16 protein-coding genes are annotated in these 17,781 nt (G+C 64.6%); 10 read left to right on the top strand and 6 right to left on the bottom strand.

Annotation, left to right across the window (positions count from 1 at the left end):
- From bioF to RYH74_RS17980, 8 genes are all read left to right on the top strand, one after another.
- A complete protein-coding gene (gene bioF / locus RYH74_RS17945; RefSeq protein WP_196179157.1) occupies window positions 1-1,173 on the top strand; it encodes an 8-amino-7-oxononanoate synthase in 1,173 nt (390 codons plus the stop codon).
- A complete protein-coding gene (locus RYH74_RS17950) occupies window positions 1,166-1,897 on the top strand; it encodes an alpha/beta fold hydrolase (protein ID WP_054573687.1) in 732 nt (243 codons plus the stop codon). The genes bioF and RYH74_RS17950 overlap by 8 nt, the downstream gene beginning before the upstream one ends.
- Window positions 1,890-2,708 (top strand): malonyl-ACP O-methyltransferase BioC, encoded by an 819-nt coding sequence (bioC, locus tag RYH74_RS17955; protein ID WP_075044392.1) that lies wholly within the window; start codon window positions 1,890-1,892, stop codon window positions 2,706-2,708. The genes RYH74_RS17950 and bioC overlap by 8 nt, the downstream gene beginning before the upstream one ends.
- Before the next feature lie 10 nt (window positions 2,709-2,718).
- On the top strand, window positions 2,719-3,399 hold the full coding sequence (bioD, locus tag RYH74_RS17960; RefSeq protein WP_286100899.1) for a dethiobiotin synthase: 681 nt from the start codon (window positions 2,719-2,721) through the stop codon (window positions 3,397-3,399).
- Window positions 3,400-3,629: 230 nt separating this feature from the next.
- Window positions 3,630-3,926, top strand: a complete 297-nt coding sequence (locus RYH74_RS17965) for a hypothetical protein (protein WP_003258614.1) — start codon at window positions 3,630-3,632, stop codon at window positions 3,924-3,926.
- A 285-nt stretch (window positions 3,927-4,211) separates the two neighbouring features.
- Complete coding sequence (locus RYH74_RS17970) at window positions 4,212-6,017, top strand: phenylacyl-CoA dehydrogenase (RefSeq protein ID WP_025337435.1); 1,806 nt, start codon at window positions 4,212-4,214, stop codon at window positions 6,015-6,017.
- Between the two features lie 315 nt (window positions 6,018-6,332).
- Window positions 6,333-7,616 carry a GGDEF domain-containing protein gene (locus RYH74_RS17975; protein WP_317409850.1) on the top strand — a complete coding sequence of 428 codons (1,284 nt, stop codon included), beginning with the start codon at window positions 6,333-6,335 and terminating at the stop codon, window positions 7,614-7,616.
- A gap of 123 nt (window positions 7,617-7,739) precedes the next feature.
- Window positions 7,740-9,518 carry an acyl-CoA dehydrogenase C-terminal domain-containing protein gene (locus RYH74_RS17980; RefSeq protein WP_317409851.1) on the top strand — a complete coding sequence of 593 codons (1,779 nt, stop codon included), beginning with the start codon at window positions 7,740-7,742 and terminating at the stop codon, window positions 9,516-9,518.
- Window positions 9,519-9,895: 377 nt separating this feature from the next.
- Here RYH74_RS17980 and RYH74_RS17985 read toward each other — a convergent pair whose 3' ends face one another.
- The gene (locus tag RYH74_RS17985; RefSeq protein ID WP_004375209.1) at window positions 9,896-10,819 is read right to left on the bottom strand and encodes a LysR family transcriptional regulator; all 924 of its coding nucleotides are present in this window, start codon (window positions 10,817-10,819) and stop codon (window positions 9,896-9,898) included.
- Between the two features lie 209 nt (window positions 10,820-11,028).
- On the opposite strand from RYH74_RS17985, the gene RYH74_RS17990 reads away from it, so the two are divergent.
- Both RYH74_RS17990 and RYH74_RS17995 read left to right on the top strand, forming a co-directional pair.
- On the top strand, window positions 11,029-12,309 hold the full coding sequence (locus tag RYH74_RS17990; RefSeq protein WP_317409852.1) for an aspartate aminotransferase family protein: 1,281 nt from the start codon (window positions 11,029-11,031) through the stop codon (window positions 12,307-12,309).
- Window positions 12,310-12,461: 152 nt separating this feature from the next.
- Window positions 12,462-12,620 carry a YqaE/Pmp3 family membrane protein gene (locus RYH74_RS17995; RefSeq protein ID WP_009681539.1) on the top strand — a complete coding sequence of 53 codons (159 nt, stop codon included), beginning with the start codon at window positions 12,462-12,464 and terminating at the stop codon, window positions 12,618-12,620.
- A gap of 122 nt (window positions 12,621-12,742) precedes the next feature.
- On the opposite strand, the gene RYH74_RS18000 is transcribed toward RYH74_RS17995, so the two are convergent.
- The 5 genes from RYH74_RS18000 to pqqB all read right to left on the bottom strand — a co-directional run bounded on the left by RYH74_RS18000 (window position 12,743) and on the right by pqqB (window position 17,756).
- A complete protein-coding gene (locus RYH74_RS18000; RefSeq protein ID WP_317409853.1) occupies window positions 12,743-14,566 on the bottom strand; it encodes a S9 family peptidase in 1,824 nt (607 codons plus the stop codon).
- Entirely contained in the window at window positions 14,532-15,692 is a 1,161-nt protein-coding gene (pqqE, locus tag RYH74_RS18005) for a pyrroloquinoline quinone biosynthesis protein PqqE (RefSeq protein ID WP_317409854.1), read from the bottom strand. Before pqqE ends, RYH74_RS18000 begins: the two co-directional genes overlap by 35 nt.
- Complete coding sequence (pqqD, locus tag RYH74_RS18010; RefSeq protein WP_046614433.1) at window positions 15,664-15,939, bottom strand: pyrroloquinoline quinone biosynthesis peptide chaperone PqqD; 276 nt, start codon at window positions 15,937-15,939, stop codon at window positions 15,664-15,666. The genes pqqE and pqqD overlap by 29 nt, the downstream gene beginning before the upstream one ends.
- On the bottom strand, window positions 15,936-16,691 hold the full coding sequence (gene pqqC / locus RYH74_RS18015; protein ID WP_085600080.1) for a pyrroloquinoline-quinone synthase PqqC: 756 nt from the start codon (window positions 16,689-16,691) through the stop codon (window positions 15,936-15,938). The genes pqqD and pqqC overlap by 4 nt, the downstream gene beginning before the upstream one ends.
- A 153-nt stretch (window positions 16,692-16,844) precedes the next feature.
- Complete coding sequence (gene pqqB / locus RYH74_RS18020) at window positions 16,845-17,756, bottom strand: pyrroloquinoline quinone biosynthesis protein PqqB (RefSeq protein WP_317409855.1); 912 nt, start codon at window positions 17,754-17,756, stop codon at window positions 16,845-16,847.
- Window positions 17,757-17,781 lie beyond the last annotated feature (25 nt).

Here is a 17,781-nt window from a genome sequence, read left to right on the forward strand (position 1 = left end):
ATGGCCTTCGACCTGGCGGCGCGCCTGGCCGAACGGCGCGCCGCAGACCTGTATCGGCAGCGGCCACTGCTGGAAAGCCCGCAGGGGCCGGAAGTGGTGGTCGATGGCCAGCGCTTGCTGGCCTTCTGCAGCAATGACTACCTGGGCCTGGCCAACCACCCCGAGGTGATTGCCGCCTGGCAGGCCGGCGCCGAGCGCTGGGGTGTCGGTGGCGGTGCCTCGCACCTGGTGATCGGCCACAGTACGCCGCACCACCAGGTGGAAGAGGCCTTGGCCGAACTCACCGGGCGCCCTCGTGCGCTGCTGTTCTCCACCGGCTACATGGCCAACCTGGGCGCCATCACCGCGCTGGTGGGGCAGGGCGACACGGTGCTGCAGGACCGCCTGAACCACGCTTCGCTGCTGGATGGTGGGTTGCTCAGCGGCGCCCGTTTCAACCGCTACCTGCACAACGACCCGGCCAGCCTGGCCAGCCGCCTGGACAAGGCCGTCGGCAATACCCTGGTAGTGACCGATGGCGTGTTCAGCATGGACGGCGACCTGGCCGACCTGCCGGCGCTGGCCGATGTCGCCCGCGCCCGCGGTGCCTGGCTGATGGTCGATGATGCCCATGGCCTGGGCACCCTCGGCACTCAGGGCGGCGGTATCGTCGAGCACTTCGGCCTGGGCGTTGAAGATGTGCCGGTGTTGATCGGTACGCTGGGCAAGGCCTGTGGTACCGCTGGCGCTTTTGTGGCCGGCAGCGAAGAGCTGATCGAGGCGCTGGTGCAGTTCGCCCGCCCGTACATCTACACCACCAGCCAGCCACCGGCGCTGGCCTGCGCCACCCTCAAGAGCCTGGAACTGCTGCGCCGCGAGGCCTGGCGCCGCGAGCACCTGGCCGCGCTGATCCGCCAGTTCCGTGAAGGCGCGCAGCAGATCGGCCTGGCATTGATGGACAGCCCGACGCCGATCCAGCCGATCGTCATCGGTGACAGCGCGCAGGCCCTGCGCCTGTCACGCATGTTGCGCGAGCGCGGCTTGCTGGTGACGGCCATCCGCCCGCCCACCGTGCCGGCGGGCAGCGCACGCCTGCGGGTGACATTGAGCGCCGCGCACAGCGAGGCGCAGGTGCAGCTATTGTTGAATGCATTGGCCGAGTGTTATCCACAGTTGGAGAGCGCCGATGCGTAATCGACTTGTTCTGTTGCCCGGCTGGGGCCTGGGCACTGCTTCTCTGGAGCCGCTGGCCGCCAGCCTGCGTGCCCAGGACGCTCGCCTGCAGGTAGAACTGATGCCCTTGCCGGAACTGGCCCACAGCGATGTGCAGGCCTGGGTCGACCACCTCGACCGCAAGCTGCCGAGCGATGTCTGGCTGGGCGGCTGGTCGTTAGGCGGCATGCTGGCCAGCGCGCTGGCGCACAAGCGCGGCGACCATTGCTGCGGCCTGCTGACCCTGGCCAGCAACCCCAGTTTCGTGGCTCGCCCCGACTGGCCCCACGGCATGGCCGAAGACACTTTCGGCACCTTCCTCGACGGCTGCCGCAGCCATACCCAGGTCACCCTGAAGCGCTTCCGTACCTTGTGCAGCGACGGTGCCCTGCAACCGCGCACCCTGCTGCGCCAGCTGGGTGTCGGCGTACCGGACACCGACCCGCTGTACCTGGCCACCGGCCTTGAGGTGCTGGCCAAGCTGGACACCCGCGAAGCATTGCAGGCCTACGGTGGCCCGCAGTTGCACCTGTTCGCCGGCAGCGATGCGCTGGTGCCGGCAGAGGCGGCAAAAGCGCTGAGCGAGCTGCTGCCCGATGTGGAAGTGGGCCTGGTCGAAGACAGTTCCCACGCGTTCCTGCTGGAGTACCCGCAGGAACTGGCGGCGGGCATCAAGAGTTTTCTGCATGAGAGTGGCGATGACTGACCTTTCCCGTCCGACCCTGCCCGGTGCGCTGCCCGACAAGCGCCAGGTAGCGGCCTCGTTCTCCCGCGCCGCAGCCAGTTACGACAGCGTGGCAGCCTTGCAGCGCGCGGTGGGTTCGAGCTTGCTGGAGCAGTTGCCGGAAGGCCTGCAGCCGTCGCGCTGGCTGGACCTGGGCAGCGGCACCGGCCATTTCAGCCGGGCGCTGGCCGAGCGTTTCACCCAGGCCAGCGGTGTGGCGGTGGATATCGCCGAGGGCATGTTGTGCCATGCCCGCAACGAACAGGGCGGGGCGCTCTATCACGTGGCCGGTGACGCCGAGCGTTTGCCGCTGCGTGATGCCAGCGTCGACCTGGTGTTCACCAGCCTGGCCGTGCAGTGGTGCGACCAGTTCGCCAGTGTGCTGGCAGAAGCGCTGCGAGTGCTGCGCCCGGGCGGCGTGCTGGCCTTCAGCAGCCTGTGTGTGGGTACCCTCGATGAACTGCGCGCCAGTTGGCAGGCGGTGGATGGCCTGGTGCATGTGAACCGCTTCCGCCGTTTCGAGGACTATCAGCGCCTGTGCGCAGCCAGCGGCTTCGAACAGCTTGGGCTGCAGCGCTGCCCGCACGTGCTGCACTACCCGGATGTACGCAGCCTGACCCATGAACTCAAGGCCCTCGGTGCCCACAACCTGAACCCTGGCCGACCTTCCGGGCTTACTGGTCGGGCACGCATGCAGGGCCTGCTGCAGGCTTATGAGGCATTTCGCCAGCCTGAGGGGCTGCCAGCCACCTATCAGGTGGTCTATGGTTTGTTGCGCAAGCCACAGGTGTAAGGGGAGCGAGATGAGCCAGGCCTATTTCATTGCCGGTACCGATACCGATGTTGGCAAGACCACCATCGCTGCCGGGCTGTTGCATGCGGCACGGTTGCAGGGCATGAGCACGCTGGGGGCCAAGCCGGTGGCCTCCGGTTGCACGATGACACCGAAAGGCTTGCGCAACAGTGACGCTCAGGCGCTGATCGATGAAAGCACGATCAAGCTGAACTACGAGCAGGTCAACCCGTTTGCCTTCGAACCGGCTATCGCACCCCATGTGGCAGCGCGCGAGGCGGGGGTAACGCTTGCCGTGCCGGAACTGTTGGCGGCGATGCGCAATGTGCTGCAACAAAATGCCGACTTCACCCTGATCGAGGGGGCCGGTGGCTGGCGCGTGCCGTTGTCGGGGCTGGAAAATCTTTCCGACCTTGCGGTGGCCCTGCGGTTGCCGGTGATTCTGGTGGTCGGTGTGCGGCTCGGCTGTATCAGCCATGCCTTGCTAAGTGCTGAGGCAATCGAGCGTGACGGGCTGCAATTGGCGGGATGGGTGGCGAACATCATCGAGCCGCGTACTTCGCGACTGGAAGAGAACCTGGCCAGTCTGGCCGAGCGTTTGCCAGCGCCATGTTTGGGGCGGGTGCCCAAATTGAAGCAGGCCAGTGCCGACATGGTGGCTGAACACCTTCAGCTGGATCTGCTGGATTAGCCGTTTCCAGGCTCGGCCCTTTCGCGGGTAAACCCGCTCCCACAGGATCTCCTCAGTTTTTGAGACTTGTGCAGTACCTGTGGGAGCGGGTTTACCCGCGAAGAGGCCGGTACAGGAATACCCAAGGCCTATCAAATGGCACCAGGCCATTAGGGATTTAAACGGGCCTTTTCACCCCTGGCCTGCTTTAATTGGGCCTGTTCGTCATCCAGCGTCAATGGAGTCCTGACATGGAAATCACCGGTAGCTCCGCCTACTATGCGGGCCTGAGCGCAATCCAGACCGGCCAGAACCGCGTCGATCAGGCCGCCAGCCAGATCGCCAGCACCACCGCCGAACGTAGCGCCACCAGCCAGTCCAGCGATTTTCAGGCCGAACGCCTGCGCGCGGTCGACCGCAGCCAGCAGATGGACCTGGCCACCAGCACCGTGCAGCTGGCCGTGGGCAAACTTGAAGTCGAACTTGGCGCAAAGGTCGCCAAGGCATCCGACGAAATGCTCGGCCGGATCATCGACACCTACGCCTGATACGGCGGCCTTTCCGAACCTAACGCTATCCCTGTGGGAGCGGGTTTACCCGCGAATGCGTCCGCCCGGACACCTCTGTTTTCCGGGCTGGCCCATTCGCGGGTAAACCCGCTCCCACAGGGGTACATATCATGGCTTGGCGCTTTTGCCATTTTTCGTGGCGTAAATGGCACCATAGTCCATCCTTGACATAAGGCGGAGCTAAACGTAAGTTTCAAACAACTGTTTGATCGACGGCCGCCAAGTGCGGGTCACCCCACAGAACTCACCTAGAGGTTCATCGCAATGCCTGATTACAAAGCCCCCTTGCGTGATATCCGCTTCGTTCGCGACGAGCTGCTCGGCTATGAGGCGCACTATCAGAGCCTGCCGGGTTGCCAGGACGCCACGCCCGACATGGTCGACGCGATCCTCGAAGAAGGCGCGAAGTTCTGTGAGCAGGTGCTGTCGCCGCTGAACCGCGTGGGTGACCAGGAAGGTTGCACCTGGAGCGAATCGGGCGTGAAAACCCCTACCGGCTTCAAAGAGGCCTACCAGCAGTTCGTCGAAGGCGGCTGGCCGAGCCTGGCGCATGACGTCGAGCACGGCGGCCAGGGCCTGCCGGAGTCGCTGGGCCTGGCCCTGAGCGAAATGGTCGGCGGTTCGAACTGGTCGTGGGGCATGTACCCGGGCCTGTCGCACGGCGCGATGAACACCATCTCTGCGCACGGCACCGCCGAGCAGCAGCACACCTACCTGACCAAGCTGGTATCCGGCGAGTGGACCGGCACCATGTGCCTGACCGAGCCGCACTGCGGTACCGACCTGGGCATGCTGCGCACCAAGGCCGAGCCACAGGCCGACGGCAGCTACAAGGTGTCGGGCACCAAGATCTTCATTTCGGCCGGTGAGCACGACATGGCCGACAACATTGTCCATATCGTCCTGGCCCGCCTGCCGGACGCACCGGCTGGCACCAAGGGCATCTCGCTGTTCATCGTGCCGAAGTTCCTGCCCAACGCCGAAGGCGGTGTGGGCGAGCGCAATGGCGTGAGCTGCGGCTCGATCGAACACAAGATGGGTATCCACGGCAACGCCACCTGCGTGATGAACTTCGACGGCGCTACCGGCTACCTGATCGGCCCGGCCAACAAAGGCCTGAACTGCATGTTCACCTTCATGAACACCGCTCGCCTGGGTACCGCGCTGCAAGGCCTGGCCCACGCCGAAGTAGCGTTCCAGGGTGGCCTGAAGTACGCCCGTGAGCGCCTGCAGATGCGTTCCCTGACCGGCCCGAAAGCACCGGACAAGGCTGCTGACCCGATCATCGTCCACCCGGACGTGCGTCGCATGCTGCTGACCATGAAGGCCTTCGCCGAAGGCAACCGCGCGATGGTGTACTTCACTGCCAAGCAGGTGGACATCGTCAAGTACAGCCAGGATGAAGAAGAGCGCAAGAAGGCCGATGCCCTGCTGGCGTTCCTGACCCCGATCGCCAAGGCGTTCATGACCGAGGTCGGCTTCGAAGCCGCCAACCACGGCGTGCAGATCTACGGTGGACACGGCTTCATCGCCGAATGGGGCATGGAGCAGAACGTGCGCGACAGCCGCATTTCCATGCTGTACGAAGGCACCACCGGCATTCAGGCCCTGGACCTGCTCGGCCGCAAGGTGCTGATGACCCAGGGCGAAGCGCTGAAGGGCTTCACCAAGATCGTGCACAAGTTCTGCCAGGCCCAGGAAGGCAACGAAGCGGTCAAGGAGTTCGTCGAACCGTTGGCGGCGCTGAACAAGGAATGGGGCGAGCTGACCATGAAAGTGGGTATGGCCGCCATGAAGGACCGCGAAGAAGTAGGTGCGGCCTCGGTCGATTACCTGATGTATTCCGGCTATGCCTGCCTGGCCTACTTCTGGGCCGACATCGCCCGCCTGGCGGCCGAGAAACTGGCTGCTGGCACCAGCGAAGAAGCGTTCTACACCGCCAAGCTGCAGACCGCGCGCTTCTACTTCCAGCGCATCCTGCCGCGTACCCGTACCCACGTGGCGACCATGCTGTCGGGTGCCAACAACCTGATGGCTATGGACGAAGAGCACTTCGGCCTGTCGTACTGATCCTGCCGCTGTAAACCAAACCCGCCTGCCCTCACCGGCAGGCGGGTTTTTACATTCTGGAAAGCTGAACGCTATCCCCTGTGGGAGCGGCCTTGCGTCGCGAAAGGGTTGCGTAGCAACCCCGGCAATTTCGGCTGTGATACAAAAAGCTGGGGCCGCTTCGCGCCCCTTTCGCGACGCAAGGCCGCTCCCACAATGATCGCGTGCACGCCGGAATTTCCTGTTCATTCCATCCGCATATTCAACTGTTCATGTGCACTGCCGATGAAGTAAGGGCACAATGCCACCATTGATCTGCCGGGTTGGAGATTACCCTTGTTTCGTTTTAACGCTGTTCGCGCGAGCCACTTCCTGCCTTCGCTGATTCTTTTGCTGGCAGGCCTCGCCGCGGCCTATGTGAGAGACCTCAGTGTCTTTTTCACATCGCTGTTCAACGTCCTGCCCACCTTGGTCCTGCTGCTGGGCGGAGCCTACTGTGCGGTGTACCGTCGTCAGCGCGAGCTGTTCCTGATGCTCACGGTGTACATCGCCTACTACCTGCTCGACACCCAGACCGACTTCTACCGTGACCATGGCCGCGTGCGCGAGGACGCGGCGGTGATCTTCCACCTGGTGTGCCTGCTGCTGCCCACCCTGTTCGGGCTGTATGGTGCCTGGCAGGAGCGCACCCACCTGCTGCAGGACCTGGTCGCCCGTGGCGCCGTGCTGTTTGCCGTGGGCAGCGTGGCAGTGGCCCTGGAGCAAAGCTACCCCGAAGCGCTGCTGACCTGGTTGGCGGAAATCCGCTGGCCAACCTTGCATGGCCAGTGGATGAGCCTGATCCAGATGGTCTACCCGCTGTTCCTCGGCGTATGCATCCTGCTGGTGGTGCAATACCTGCGTGCGCCACGGCCGCTGCACGCTGCGCAGGTGATGGGCCTGCTGGGCATCTTCTGGATGCTGCCGCAAACCTTCATCCTGCCGTTCACCCTGAACATCATGTGCAGCCAGGTAATGCTGATGATCGCCGCAGCGGTGGCGCACGAGGCCTACCAGATGGCCTTCCGCGACGAGCTGACCGGCCTGCCGGGGCGCCGTGCGCTGAACGAGCGCATGCAGCGCCTGGGGCGCAACTATGTGATCGCCATGACCGATGTCGACCACTTCAAGAAATTCAACGACACCCACGGCCACGACGTCGGCGACCAGGTGCTGCGCCTGGTTGCCAGCCGCCTGTCCAAGGTCACCGGGGGTGGCCGCGCCTACCGCTATGGCGGCGAGGAATTCGCCCTGGTGTTTGCCGGCAAGACCGCCGAGGAATGCGTGCCTCACGTGGAGGCTGTGCGCGAAGTGATCGCCAACTACGTGATGCACCTGCGCGACCAGCACAACCGCCCGCAGGACGATACCACCGGGCGCCAACGGCGGGCGGGCAGCAGTGGCGGCACGGTGTCGGTCACCATCAGCATCGGCGTGGCCGAGCGCCAGGCCGATCATCGTAACCCCGAAGCCGTGCTGAAATCCGCCGACCAGGCGCTGTACAGCGCCAAGGGCGCGGGGCGCAATTGTGTCATGGTGCATGGGCAACAATCGCAGCGAGGGGCAGTGCGCACGGCGTGACCAAAATAGACTGCACGGTCTAGTGATGACCCTATGTCTCGTAAAAGTTGTTCGGTTACACTGCCTGCAACCCAGTGTCGCGGTTCCCCGAGACCGCCCCGACCCGACTAGCGAGAGGTTGTCATGGCTGAATATAAAGCGCCCCTGCGCGACATGCGCTTCGTACTGAATGAAGTCTTCAACGTGGCCGAGCAGTGGGCGCAGCTGCCCGGGCTGGCCGAGGTTGTCGATGCCGACACGGCCATGGCGGTGCTGGAAGAAGCCGGCAAGGTCACTGCCAGATCCATTGCGCCGCTCAGCCGCGCCGCGGATGAAGAGGGCTGCCACTGGGACAACGGCGCAGTGCGCACACCGGCCGGTTTCATCGAGGCCTACAATACCTATGCCGAAGGCGGTTGGGTGGGCGTGGGCGGCGACCCGCTGTTCGGCGGCATGGGCATGCCCAAGGTCATCTCGGCCCAGGTCGAGGAAATGGTCAACGCCTCCAGCCTGTCCTTCGGCCTGTACCCGATGCTGACTGCCGGCGCCTGCCTGTCGATCAATGCCCACGCCAGTGAAGCGCTGAAGGAAAAGTACCTGCCGAACATGTACGCCGGCGTGTGGGCCGGTTCCATGTGCCTGACCGAGCCGCACGCCGGTACCGACCTGGGCATCATCCGCACCAAGGCCGAGCCCCAGGCCGACGGCAGCTACAAGGTCAGCGGTACCAAGATTTTCATCACCGGCGGCGAGCACGACCTGACCGAGAACATCATCCACCTGGTGCTGGCCAAGCTGCCGGACGCACCGGCGGGGCCGAAAGGCATTTCGCTGTTCCTGGTGCCGAAGTACCTGGTCAATGAAGACGGCAGCCTGGGGGCGCGCAACCCGGCCACCTGTGGCTCGATCGAGCACAAGATGGGCATCCAGGCCTCGGCCACTTGCGTGATGAACTTCGACGAAGCGGTCGGCTATATCGTCGGTGAGCCGAACAAGGGCCTGGCGGCCATGTTCACCATGATGAACTACGAGCGCCTGGGTGTTGGTATCCAGGGCCTGGCTTCGGCCGAGCGCTCCTACCAGAATGCCGTGGAGTACGCCCGCGACCGCCTGCAAAGCCGCGCCCCGACCGGGCCACAAGCCAAGGACAAGGCCGCTGACCCGATCATTGTCCACCCGGACGTGCGCCGCATGCTGCTGACCATGAAGGCGCTGATCGAGGGTGGCCGTGCCTTCTCCAGCTACGTGGCCATGCAGCTGGACAGTGCCAAGTACAGCGAAGACCCCGCCGTGCGCAAGCGCAGCGAAGAGCTGGTGGCACTGCTGACGCCGGTGGCCAAGGCTTTCCTAACCGACCTGGGCCTGGAGTGCGCGGTGCACGGCCAGCAGGTGTTCGGCGGGCATGGCTACATTCGCGAATGGGGGCAGGAGCAACTGGTGCGCGATGTGCGTATCACGCAGATCTACGAAGGCACCAACGGCATCCAGGCCCTCGACCTGATGGGGCGCAAGGTGGTGGCCAGTGGTGGGGCGTACTACCGGCTGTTCTCCGACGAGATTCGCCAGTTCATTGCCAGCGCGGATAGCGAGCTGGATGAATTTGCCAAGCCGTTGGCTGCCGGTCTCGATCAACTCGACGGGCTGACCGAGTGGGTGCTGGAACAGGCCAAGGGCAACCCGAACGAGATTGGCGCGGCTTCGGTCGAATACCTGCATGCCTTTGGTTATGTCGCCTATGCCTACATGTGGGCATTGATGGCGCGGGCGGCGAAGGCGGGTGAGGGGGATGCAGCGTTTTATTCGGGCAAGCTGGGTACGGCGCGGTTCTACTTTGCGCGGTTGCTGCCGCGGGTGGATTCGCTGGTGGCTTCGGTGAAGGCGGGGAGTGAGTCGTTGTACCTGCTGGATGCCGAGCAGTTCTGACATTTTTGGGGCTGCTACGCAGCCCTTTCGCCGGCAAGCCAGCTCCCACCTCGACCGCATTGGCTTCAAGTCATATGCAGTACCTGTGGGAGCTGGCTTGCCGGCGAAAGGGCCGGTACAGGCGACAGATTTGCCAAATTTGGGAATGAATCCCCTTTGTAAGCTTTTTCCTACACGACGCGGTGACTTTTCACCACTGTTCTCAGATTGGATCCACGGCTATTCTTTACCACATGGACGTTGCGCAGGAAGCGCAAAGGACAGATCACGGATGACGACGAAGGACCACCTGCCAGGATGGCGGGGCGATACGGATGTCACAGGGAAACAGTCTGGAAAACCCCGCTTCGGCGGGGTTTTCTTTGTGCGCGTGTTTTTCAGCCCAGCACATCCAGCGGTGATGCACCCAACAGGCGGGCGTCCGTCTCTTCCTCCAGCAGCGTGCGCAGCAGCTCCACAGAGGCCTGCTGGCGCTGGGCATCGCGGAACACCAAGCCAACCTTCAGCGGTACCCGCGGCTCGCTCAACGGCTTCCACAGCAGCCCCTGATCATCCTCGGCGGCCTCCTTGGCCCGCCCCGGCAGGATGGTGGCCAGCGCGGTATGGGCCAGGCTGTCGAGAATCCCCGCCATGTTGTTCATCTCTGCCTGCACCTGCGGCCGACGCCCCTGGCTGGCCAGCTGCGCCTGCCAGATCTGGCGGATCTGGAACTCCTCGCCCAGCATCAGCATGGGCAGCTCGGCGGCCTGGCGGATGGACACCTTCTTGAAGTCCTTCAGCGGGTGGGTAGCGGGGATGACCAGTTGCAGCTCATCTTCGTACAGCAACAGACCATGCAGCCCCGGCTGGCGTGGCGGCAGGTAGCTGATACCGATGTCCAGGCTGCCATTGAGCAAGCGCCGTTCGATCTCCAGCCCCGACAGTTCGTAGATCTGCACCACAAGGTGCGGCTGTGCCCTGCGCAGGCGTTCGAGCAGCTGCGGCACCAGACTCGGTCGCACGGTCTGCAGTACGCCGATGGCCAAAGTACGCAGCGACTGGCCCTTGAAGTTGCGCATGGCCTCGTGGGCTCGCTGCAGCCCGTCGAGCAGCGGCAGGGCGTGGTTGTACAGGGTGTGGGCGGCCAGAGTCGGCAGCAGCCGCTTGTTGCTGCGTTCGAACAGGCTCAGGTCGAGGCTGTGCTCCAGCTGGCGGATCTGCTGGGAAAGCGCTGGCTGGGACAGCGACAGGCGCTCGGCGGCGCGGCCCACGTGGCCTTCTTCATACACCGCGACGAAATAACGCAGTTGGCGGAAATCCATAAGTGACACTTATCGAAAATGCTGGAAAAACGAAATGGTCGAAAACCCTCGCGAGGCCTAGTCTATCGCCGTATTCCAACGGGTTACAGCGATGAATCGATCGATTGTTACCCCGGATGAAAAACACTTTTGATAGGCAAGGCAAAATATCGAGTGCCGGCACCCAGACCGCACCGTGGCCGCCCCTGTCGTGATTGGTTGGAGCCCTGATGAACCTGTTCAACCTGCGCCGCCCGGCCCCTGCCGCCGTCGCCGAGCCCAAGCGTGCGCCGGTGATCGTGCCGGAAGCGCCGCAGCTGTCGCGTGAGCGCCTGATGCCCAGCACCGAACGCGCAGCGCAGGTGTTCGTGCGTGGCCAGGGCTCCTGGTTGTGGGACAACGAAGGGCATGCCTACCTGGACTTCACCCAGGGTGGTGCAGTCAACAGCCTGGGCCACAGCCCCAGTGTGCTGGTGAAGGCACTGGGCAACCAGGCCCAGGCGCTGATCAACCCGGGCTCGGGCTTCCACAGCCGTGGCCTGCTGGGGCTGGTCAACCGCCTGTGCCAGAGCACCGGCAGCGACCAGGCCTACCTGCTCAACAGCGGTGCCGAGGCCTGCGAAGGTGCGATCAAGCTGGCGCGCAAGTGGGGCCAACTGCACCGCAACGGCGCCTATCACATCATTACCGCCAGCCAGGCCTGCCATGGCCGCAGCCTGGGCGCGTTGTCGGCGTCCGACCCGCTGCCATGCAACCGCTGCGAGCCGGGCCTGCCGGGCTTCAGCAAGGTGCCGTTCAACGACCTGGCGGCGCTGCACGCCGAGGTGGACTCGCGCACCGTGGCGATCATGCTCGAGCCGATCCAGGGCGAGGCAGGTGTCATCCCGGCCACGCAGGAATACCTCAAGGGTGTGGAAACGCTGTGCCGCGAACTGGGCATCCTGCTGATCCTCGACGAGGTGCAGACTGGCATCGGCCGCTGTGGCGCGCTGCTGGCCGAGGAAACCTACGGCGTGCGCGCCGACATCATCACCCTGGGCAAGGGCCTGGGCGGTGGCGTGCCGCTGGCGGCCTTGCTGGCCCGGGGCACGGCGTGCTGCGCCGAGCCTGGCGAACTGGAAGGCAGCCACCATGGCAACGCGCTGATGTGCGCCGCCGGCCTGGCCGTGCTGGATACCGTGCTGGAGCCTGGCTTCTTCGTCCACGTGCAGGACAACGGCCGCCACCTGCGTGAAGGCCTGAGCCGGCTGGCCGGGCGTTATGGCCAGGGCGAAGTGCGCGGGCAAGGCCTGCTGTGGGCCCTGCAGATGAAAGAAAACCTGGCCCGCGAGCTGGTGGCGGCAGCCCTGCACGAAGGCCTGTTGCTCAACGCACCGCAGGCGGATGTGGTGCGTTTTTCACCAGCGCTGACCGTGAGCAAGGGCAACATCGACGAAATGCTGCTGCGCCTGGCCCGTGCCTTCGCCCGCCTGCACGCCCAGCAGCAGGCCCGCCGCGAAATGCCAGCCTAGCGGCCTGGTGACATCGAGAATTCTACGAACCGTCTGGCGTTCCTGCGCATCGCCCTTGGCCTGTTTCATTCGGCCCGGGGCGTTTTTTTTGCCTGTTGAACCTCTGTGGCGGGCGGCTAGTCTCTGATGTAACCCCTTCAGGAGAGACTCGCATGGACTTTATACGCATCATCATCGCCATCATCCTGCCACCGCTGGGCGTGTTCCTGCAGGTGGGGTTTGGCGGGGCGTTCTGGCTGAATATCTTGCTGACCTTGCTGGGGTATATTCCGGGGATCGTGCATGCGGTGTATATCATCGCCAAGCGTTAGCCTAACAGGGCCTCATCGCCGGCAAGCCGGGCTCCCACAGGACTGCGCAACGCTCAAGGCCTGTGTAATACCTGTGGGAGCTGGCTTGCCGGCGATTGGGCTGCAAAGTAGCCCCAAGATGCTCAGCCCCCCAACACCCGGCAATAGAATTTCCATTCTTCTTCCAGCGCATGCGCCAGGTTCTCCGCCTTGCGGAACCCATGACGCTCCCCCGCATAGAAGTGCCCTTCGGCTTCTATCCCGTTAGCCTGCAGCGCCGCCAGCATCGACCGCGTCTGCTCCGGCACCACCACCGCATCCAGTTCGCCCTGGAAGAAAATCACCGGTACCTTGATCTGCCCCGCATGCAGCAGCGGCGTACGCTGGCGATAGCGCTCGGCATCCTGCAGCGGGTCGCCGATCAGCCAGTCCAGGTAGTCCCCTTCGAACTTGTGGGTGGCCCGGCCCAGGGCAACCGGGTCGCTGACCCCGTACAGGCTGGCGCCAGCGCGGAACACATCATGGAACGCCAGGGCGCACAGGGTGGTGTAGCCGCCCGCGCTACCGCCGCGGATGAACGCCTTGCGGCTGTCGATCAGCCCACGTCCGGCCAGGTATTCCACCGCCGCGCAAGCATCGGCCACATCGCTCTCGCCCCAGCGCAGATGCAAGGCCTGGCGGTATTCACGGCCATAGCCGGTGCTGCCCCGGTAGTTCAGGTCAGCGACGGCGAAGCCGCGTTGGGTCCAGTACTGGATGCGCGGGTCGAGCACGGGATAACAGGCCGAAGTCGGCCCGCCGTGGATGAACACCACCAGCGGCGCGGCCCCTTGTGAGCGGGCTGCTGGGTAGAAGAAGCCATGGGCGCGGTGGCCGTCACTGCCGTAGTGGATCGATTGCGGCAGGCTGATATGCCTTGCCGGCAGCACTTCGGCGCCACCAGCCAATACGTTGACCTCGTGGTTGCTGCGGGTGATGGCGATGACCGCCGGCGGGCTGATCGGCGAGGCGGCAATGGCATACAGGTGTTCGGCATCCATGGCCAGGCTGCGAAAGCGCGTGTAGGCGCTGGCGAAACGCTCCAGGCTACCATCGGCAGTACGCAGCCCCAGTTGCCCGAAGCCGTCTTCGAACCAGCTGGCCAGATAGCTTTGTGGCCCCAGCGCCAACCAGGTACCGGCGCCCAGTTGCCAGGGTGCCGCAGCGTGGTCCGCGGGCTCGGCAGGCAGGGCCTGCCAGCAGCCATCGACCTCGCCCCAGGGTTGCCAGAAGCCATTGCGGTCGGACAGGCAGTAGAGTCGGCCTTCGCTATCGAAGCGCGGCTGCTGCAGCGATTCGTCAGCGCCGGCCACACATTGCGCGGGCCCCCAGTGGCCACTTGCATCACGTGTGCGGCACATCAGCCTGGTGACGGTCCAGGGTTGTGCCGGGCGGTCCCATTCGACCCACGCCAAGCGCTGGCTGTCGGTACTCACCGTGGGCGAGGCATAGAAGTCGGCACCCTCGGCGAGCACTTCGCGGGCTTGTTCACCCAGGGCGACCAGGCGATGCTCGACCCGTTCGCCATGCTGCTCCTCGACCGCCAGCACCAGGCCGTCGTGCCACTGCACATCGCCATAGCGGCAGCTGGCATCATCGGTCAGGGCGCGCGGTACCGCGCCTTCCAGGGCCTGGGTATAGACCTGCTGGTCCTTTTCGTTGACGAACAGTAGCCCGTCACCACCCAGGCAAAAACTGCCACCGCCGTATTCGTACACCCGGCTACGCACGCTGAAGCCATCGGGGGTCAGGCAGCGGGCCTGCTGGTGCTGCCAGTGCCAGATGCGACAGGCACCATCGGCCGGGCGAAACTCGTTCCAGAACAGCCCCGCGGCGCTGACCTTGAGTTCGGCGAAGTCGGTGCCGGCGGCAACTGCCTGGGCCGCGCTGAACTCAGCCGCGGACGATGACACGGGAGTTTCGTTCATTGCGGAAGGTCATCTCTTCAATGGTGAGCTGGGCGCTTTCCGCCTCCTCGCGGGCCTTGAGGATGATGCCGTGGTCGGCCGACTTGGCGCACACCGGGTCGGCGCTGCTGGCATCGCCGGTGAGCATGAAGGCCTGGCAGCGGCAGCCGCCGAAGTCTTTTTCCTTCTCGTCGCAGGAACGGCAGGGTTCGGGCATCCACTCATAGCCGCGGAAGCGGTTGAAGCCGAACGAGTCGTACCAGATGTGGTGCAGGTCGTGGTCGCGCACGTTGGGGAACTGCACCGGCAACTGGCGCGCGCCATGGCAGGGCAGGGCGGTGCCGTCCGGAGTGATGGTGAGGAACAGGCTGCCCCAGCCATTCATGCAGGCCTTGGGGCGCTCCTCGTAGTAGTCCGGGGTGACGAAGATCAGCTTGCACGGGTTGCCCTCGGCCTTGAGCTTGTCCCGGTACTCGTTGGTGATGCGTTCGGCCCGTTCCAGCTGCGCGCGGGTCGGCAGCAGGCCCAGCCGGTTGAGGTGGGCCCAGCCGTAGAACTGGCAGGTGGCAAGCTCGACGAAGTCGGCTTCCAGGGCGATGCACAGCTCGATGATGCGGTCGATCTTGTCGATGTTGTGCCGGTGGGTGACGAAGTTGAGCACCATCGGGTAGCCATGGGCCTTCACCGCACGGGCCATTTCCAGCTTTTGCGCAAAGGCCTTCTTCGAGCCGGCCAGCAGGTTGTTGACCTGCTCGTCGCTGGCCTGGAAGCTGATCTGGATATGGTCCAGGCCGGCCTTCTTGAAGTCGGCGATGCGCGCTTCGGTCAGGCCGATGCCCGAGGTGATCAGGTTGGTGTAGTAGCCCAGCCGGCGGGCCTCGCCGATCAGTTCGGCGAGGTCCTGGCGTACCAGCGGTTCTCCGCCGGAAAAGCCGATTTGCGCGGCACCCATTTCCCGGGCTTCGGCCATCACCTTGAACCACTGCGCGGTGCTCAGCTCCTGGCCCTGGGCTGCGAAGTCCAGCGGGTTGGAGCAGTACGGGCACTGCAGCGGGCAGCGGTAGGTCAGCTCGGCCAGCAGCCACAGCGGCAGGCCGACTGCGGGCGTGGGCGATAACTCAGGCGAGGACGATCCAGTGTTCGGCACGGGCCACCTCCATGAACTGCTCGATGTCATCGGCCACTTCCGGGACACCGGGGAACTGTTGTTCGAGTTCGCTGATGATCGCGGCAACGTCGCGTTGGCCGTCGATCAGACCACCGATCAGGGCCGCGCTGTCGTTGAGCTTGATCATGCCCTCGGGGTACAGCAGCACATGGCCCTTTTGCGCCGGCTCGTACTGGAAGCGGTAGCCGGGGCGCCAGTTCGGCACTTGATTACGGTCGAAACTCATAGGGTGATCCCTTTGTGCCACACCCGTTCCTGGGTGACGGAGTGATAGGGCGGGCGGTTCAGCTCGTAGGCCATGCTCATGGCGTCGAGCATGCTCCAGAGAATATCCAGCTTGAACTGCAGTATCTCCAGCATACGCTCCTGGCCCGCGCGGGTGGTGTAGTGCTGCAAGGTAATCGCCAGGCCGTGCTCCACGTCACGCCGGGCCTGGCCCAGGCGGGTGCGGAAGTATTCGTAGCCGGCCGGGTCGATCCACGGGTAGTGCTGCGGCCAGCTGTCCAGGCGCGACTGGTGGATCTGCGGGGCGAACAGTTCGGTCAACGAGCTGCTGGCCGCTTCCTGCCAACTGGCCCGGCGGGCGAAGTTGACGTAGGCGTCCACGGCAAAGCGCACACCGGGCAGTACCAGCTCCTGGGAGCGCAGCTGGTCCGGGGCCAGGCCCACGGCCTGGCCCAGGCGCAGCCAGGCTTCGATACCACCGTCCTCGCCGGGCGCGCCATCGTGGTCGAGCAGGCGCTGGATCCACTCGCGGCGTACTTCGCGGTCCGGGCAGTTGGCCAGGATCGCGGCATCCTTCATCGGGATGTTGACCTGGTAGTAGAAGCGGTTGGCCACCCAGCCCTGGATCTGTTCGCGGGTGGCGCGACCCTGGTACATCGCCACGTGGTACGGGTGATGAATGTGATAGTAGGCGCCCTTGGCGCGCAGGGCCTGCTCGAATTCGGCAGGGGACATTGGCAGTGCGTCGCTCATTCGGCTGGCTCCTGTATAGCTGAGTCTCGGCGCGATCCCTGTGGGAGCGGGTTTACCCGCGAACACCGGCGAAGCCGGTGCCATACACTGTGTGGGATTCTTCGCGGGTGAACCCGCTCCCACAGGGCCTGTGTTGCTTGTGCAATCTGGCTGTTACAACTCGACACTCATGCCATCAAAGGCCACTTCCACACCCCGGCGCAGCACTTCGGCACGCTCGGGCGAGTCTTCGTCGAGAATCGGGTTGGTGTTGTTGATGTGGATAAGTACCTTGCGCTGGCGCGGGAAGCCATCCAGTACCTCCAGCATGCCGCCTGGGCCGTTCTGCGCCAGGTGGCCCATCTCGCGGCCGGTGCGGGTGCCCACGCCACGGCGCTGCATTTCATCATCTTCCCACAGGGTGCCGTCGACCAGCAGGCAGTCGGCGCCGTGCATCATCGTCAGCAGCTTGTCGTCCACCTGGCCCAGGCCCGGGGCGTAGAACAGCTTGCCGCCGGTGCGGGTGTCCTCGACCAGCAGGCCAAGGTTGTCGCCCGGGTGCGGGTCGAAGCGGTGCGGCGAGTAGGGCGGCGCGGCGCTGCGCAGGGGGAACGGGGTGAAGCGCAGGTTGGGGCAGGCGTCGATGATGAAGCTGCCTTCCAGCTCGATGCGGTTCCACTGCAGGCCGCCGTTCCAGTGGCTGAGCATGTTGAACAGCGGGAAGCCGGTGGTCAGGTCCTGGTGGACCATATCGGTGCACCACACCTGGTGCGGGCAGCCTTCGCGCAGGCTGAGCAGGCCGGTGGTGTGGTCGATCTGGCTGTCCAGCAGGATGATGGCGTTGATGCCGGTGTCGCGTAGGGCGCGGGCCGGCTGCATCGGCGCAAAGGCCTGGAGCTGGGCGCGAATGTCGGGCGAGGCATTGCACAGCACCCAGTGCACGCCGTCGTCGGACAGGGCGATGGACGACTGAGTGCGTGGCGTGGCCCGCAGGGTGCCGTCACGCAAGCCCTTGCAGTTGACGCAGTTGCAGTTCCACTGTGGGAACCCGCCGCCGGCGGCGGAACCGAGAACCTGGATGTACATGGCCACTCTCTCTGCAGAAACCGTA

The sequence above is a fragment of the Pseudomonas sp. LSJ-87 genome, assembly GCF_032971465.1.
Taxonomy (GTDB): Bacteria; Pseudomonadota; Gammaproteobacteria; order Pseudomonadales; family Pseudomonadaceae; genus Aquipseudomonas; species Aquipseudomonas putida_Z.

Bases quoted from the DNA above. Each gene is read 5' to 3' on its own strand.
- bioF (WP_196179157.1), top strand. From the start codon at position 1: ATGGCCTTCGACCTGGCGGCGCGCCTGGCCGAACGGCGCGCCGCAGAC.
- RYH74_RS17950 (WP_054573687.1), top strand. From the start codon at position 1,166: ATGCGTAATCGACTTGTTCTGTTGCCCGGCTGGGGCCTGGGCACTGCT.
- bioC (WP_075044392.1), top strand. From the start codon at position 1,890: ATGACTGACCTTTCCCGTCCGACCCTGCCCGGTGCGCTGCCCGACAAG.
- bioD (WP_286100899.1), top strand. From the start codon at position 2,719: ATGAGCCAGGCCTATTTCATTGCCGGTACCGATACCGATGTTGGCAAG.
- RYH74_RS17965 (WP_003258614.1), top strand. From the start codon at position 3,630: ATGGAAATCACCGGTAGCTCCGCCTACTATGCGGGCCTGAGCGCAATC.
- RYH74_RS17970 (WP_025337435.1), top strand. From the start codon at position 4,212: ATGCCTGATTACAAAGCCCCCTTGCGTGATATCCGCTTCGTTCGCGAC.
- RYH74_RS17980 (WP_317409851.1), top strand. From the start codon at position 7,740: ATGGCTGAATATAAAGCGCCCCTGCGCGACATGCGCTTCGTACTGAAT.
- RYH74_RS17985 (WP_004375209.1), bottom strand. From the start codon at position 10,819: ATGGATTTCCGCCAACTGCGTTATTTCGTCGCGGTGTATGAAGAAGGC.
- RYH74_RS17990 (WP_317409852.1), top strand. From the start codon at position 11,029: ATGAACCTGTTCAACCTGCGCCGCCCGGCCCCTGCCGCCGTCGCCGAG.
- RYH74_RS17995 (WP_009681539.1), top strand. From the start codon at position 12,462: ATGGACTTTATACGCATCATCATCGCCATCATCCTGCCACCGCTGGGC.
- RYH74_RS18000 (WP_317409853.1), bottom strand. From the start codon at position 14,566: ATGAACGAAACTCCCGTGTCATCGTCCGCGGCTGAGTTCAGCGCGGCC.
- pqqD (WP_046614433.1), bottom strand. From the start codon at position 15,939: ATGAGTTTCGACCGTAATCAAGTGCCGAACTGGCGCCCCGGCTACCGC.
- pqqC (WP_085600080.1), bottom strand. From the start codon at position 16,691: ATGAGCGACGCACTGCCAATGTCCCCTGCCGAATTCGAGCAGGCCCTG.
- pqqB (WP_317409855.1), bottom strand. From the start codon at position 17,756: ATGTACATCCAGGTTCTCGGTTCCGCCGCCGGCGGCGGGTTCCCACAG.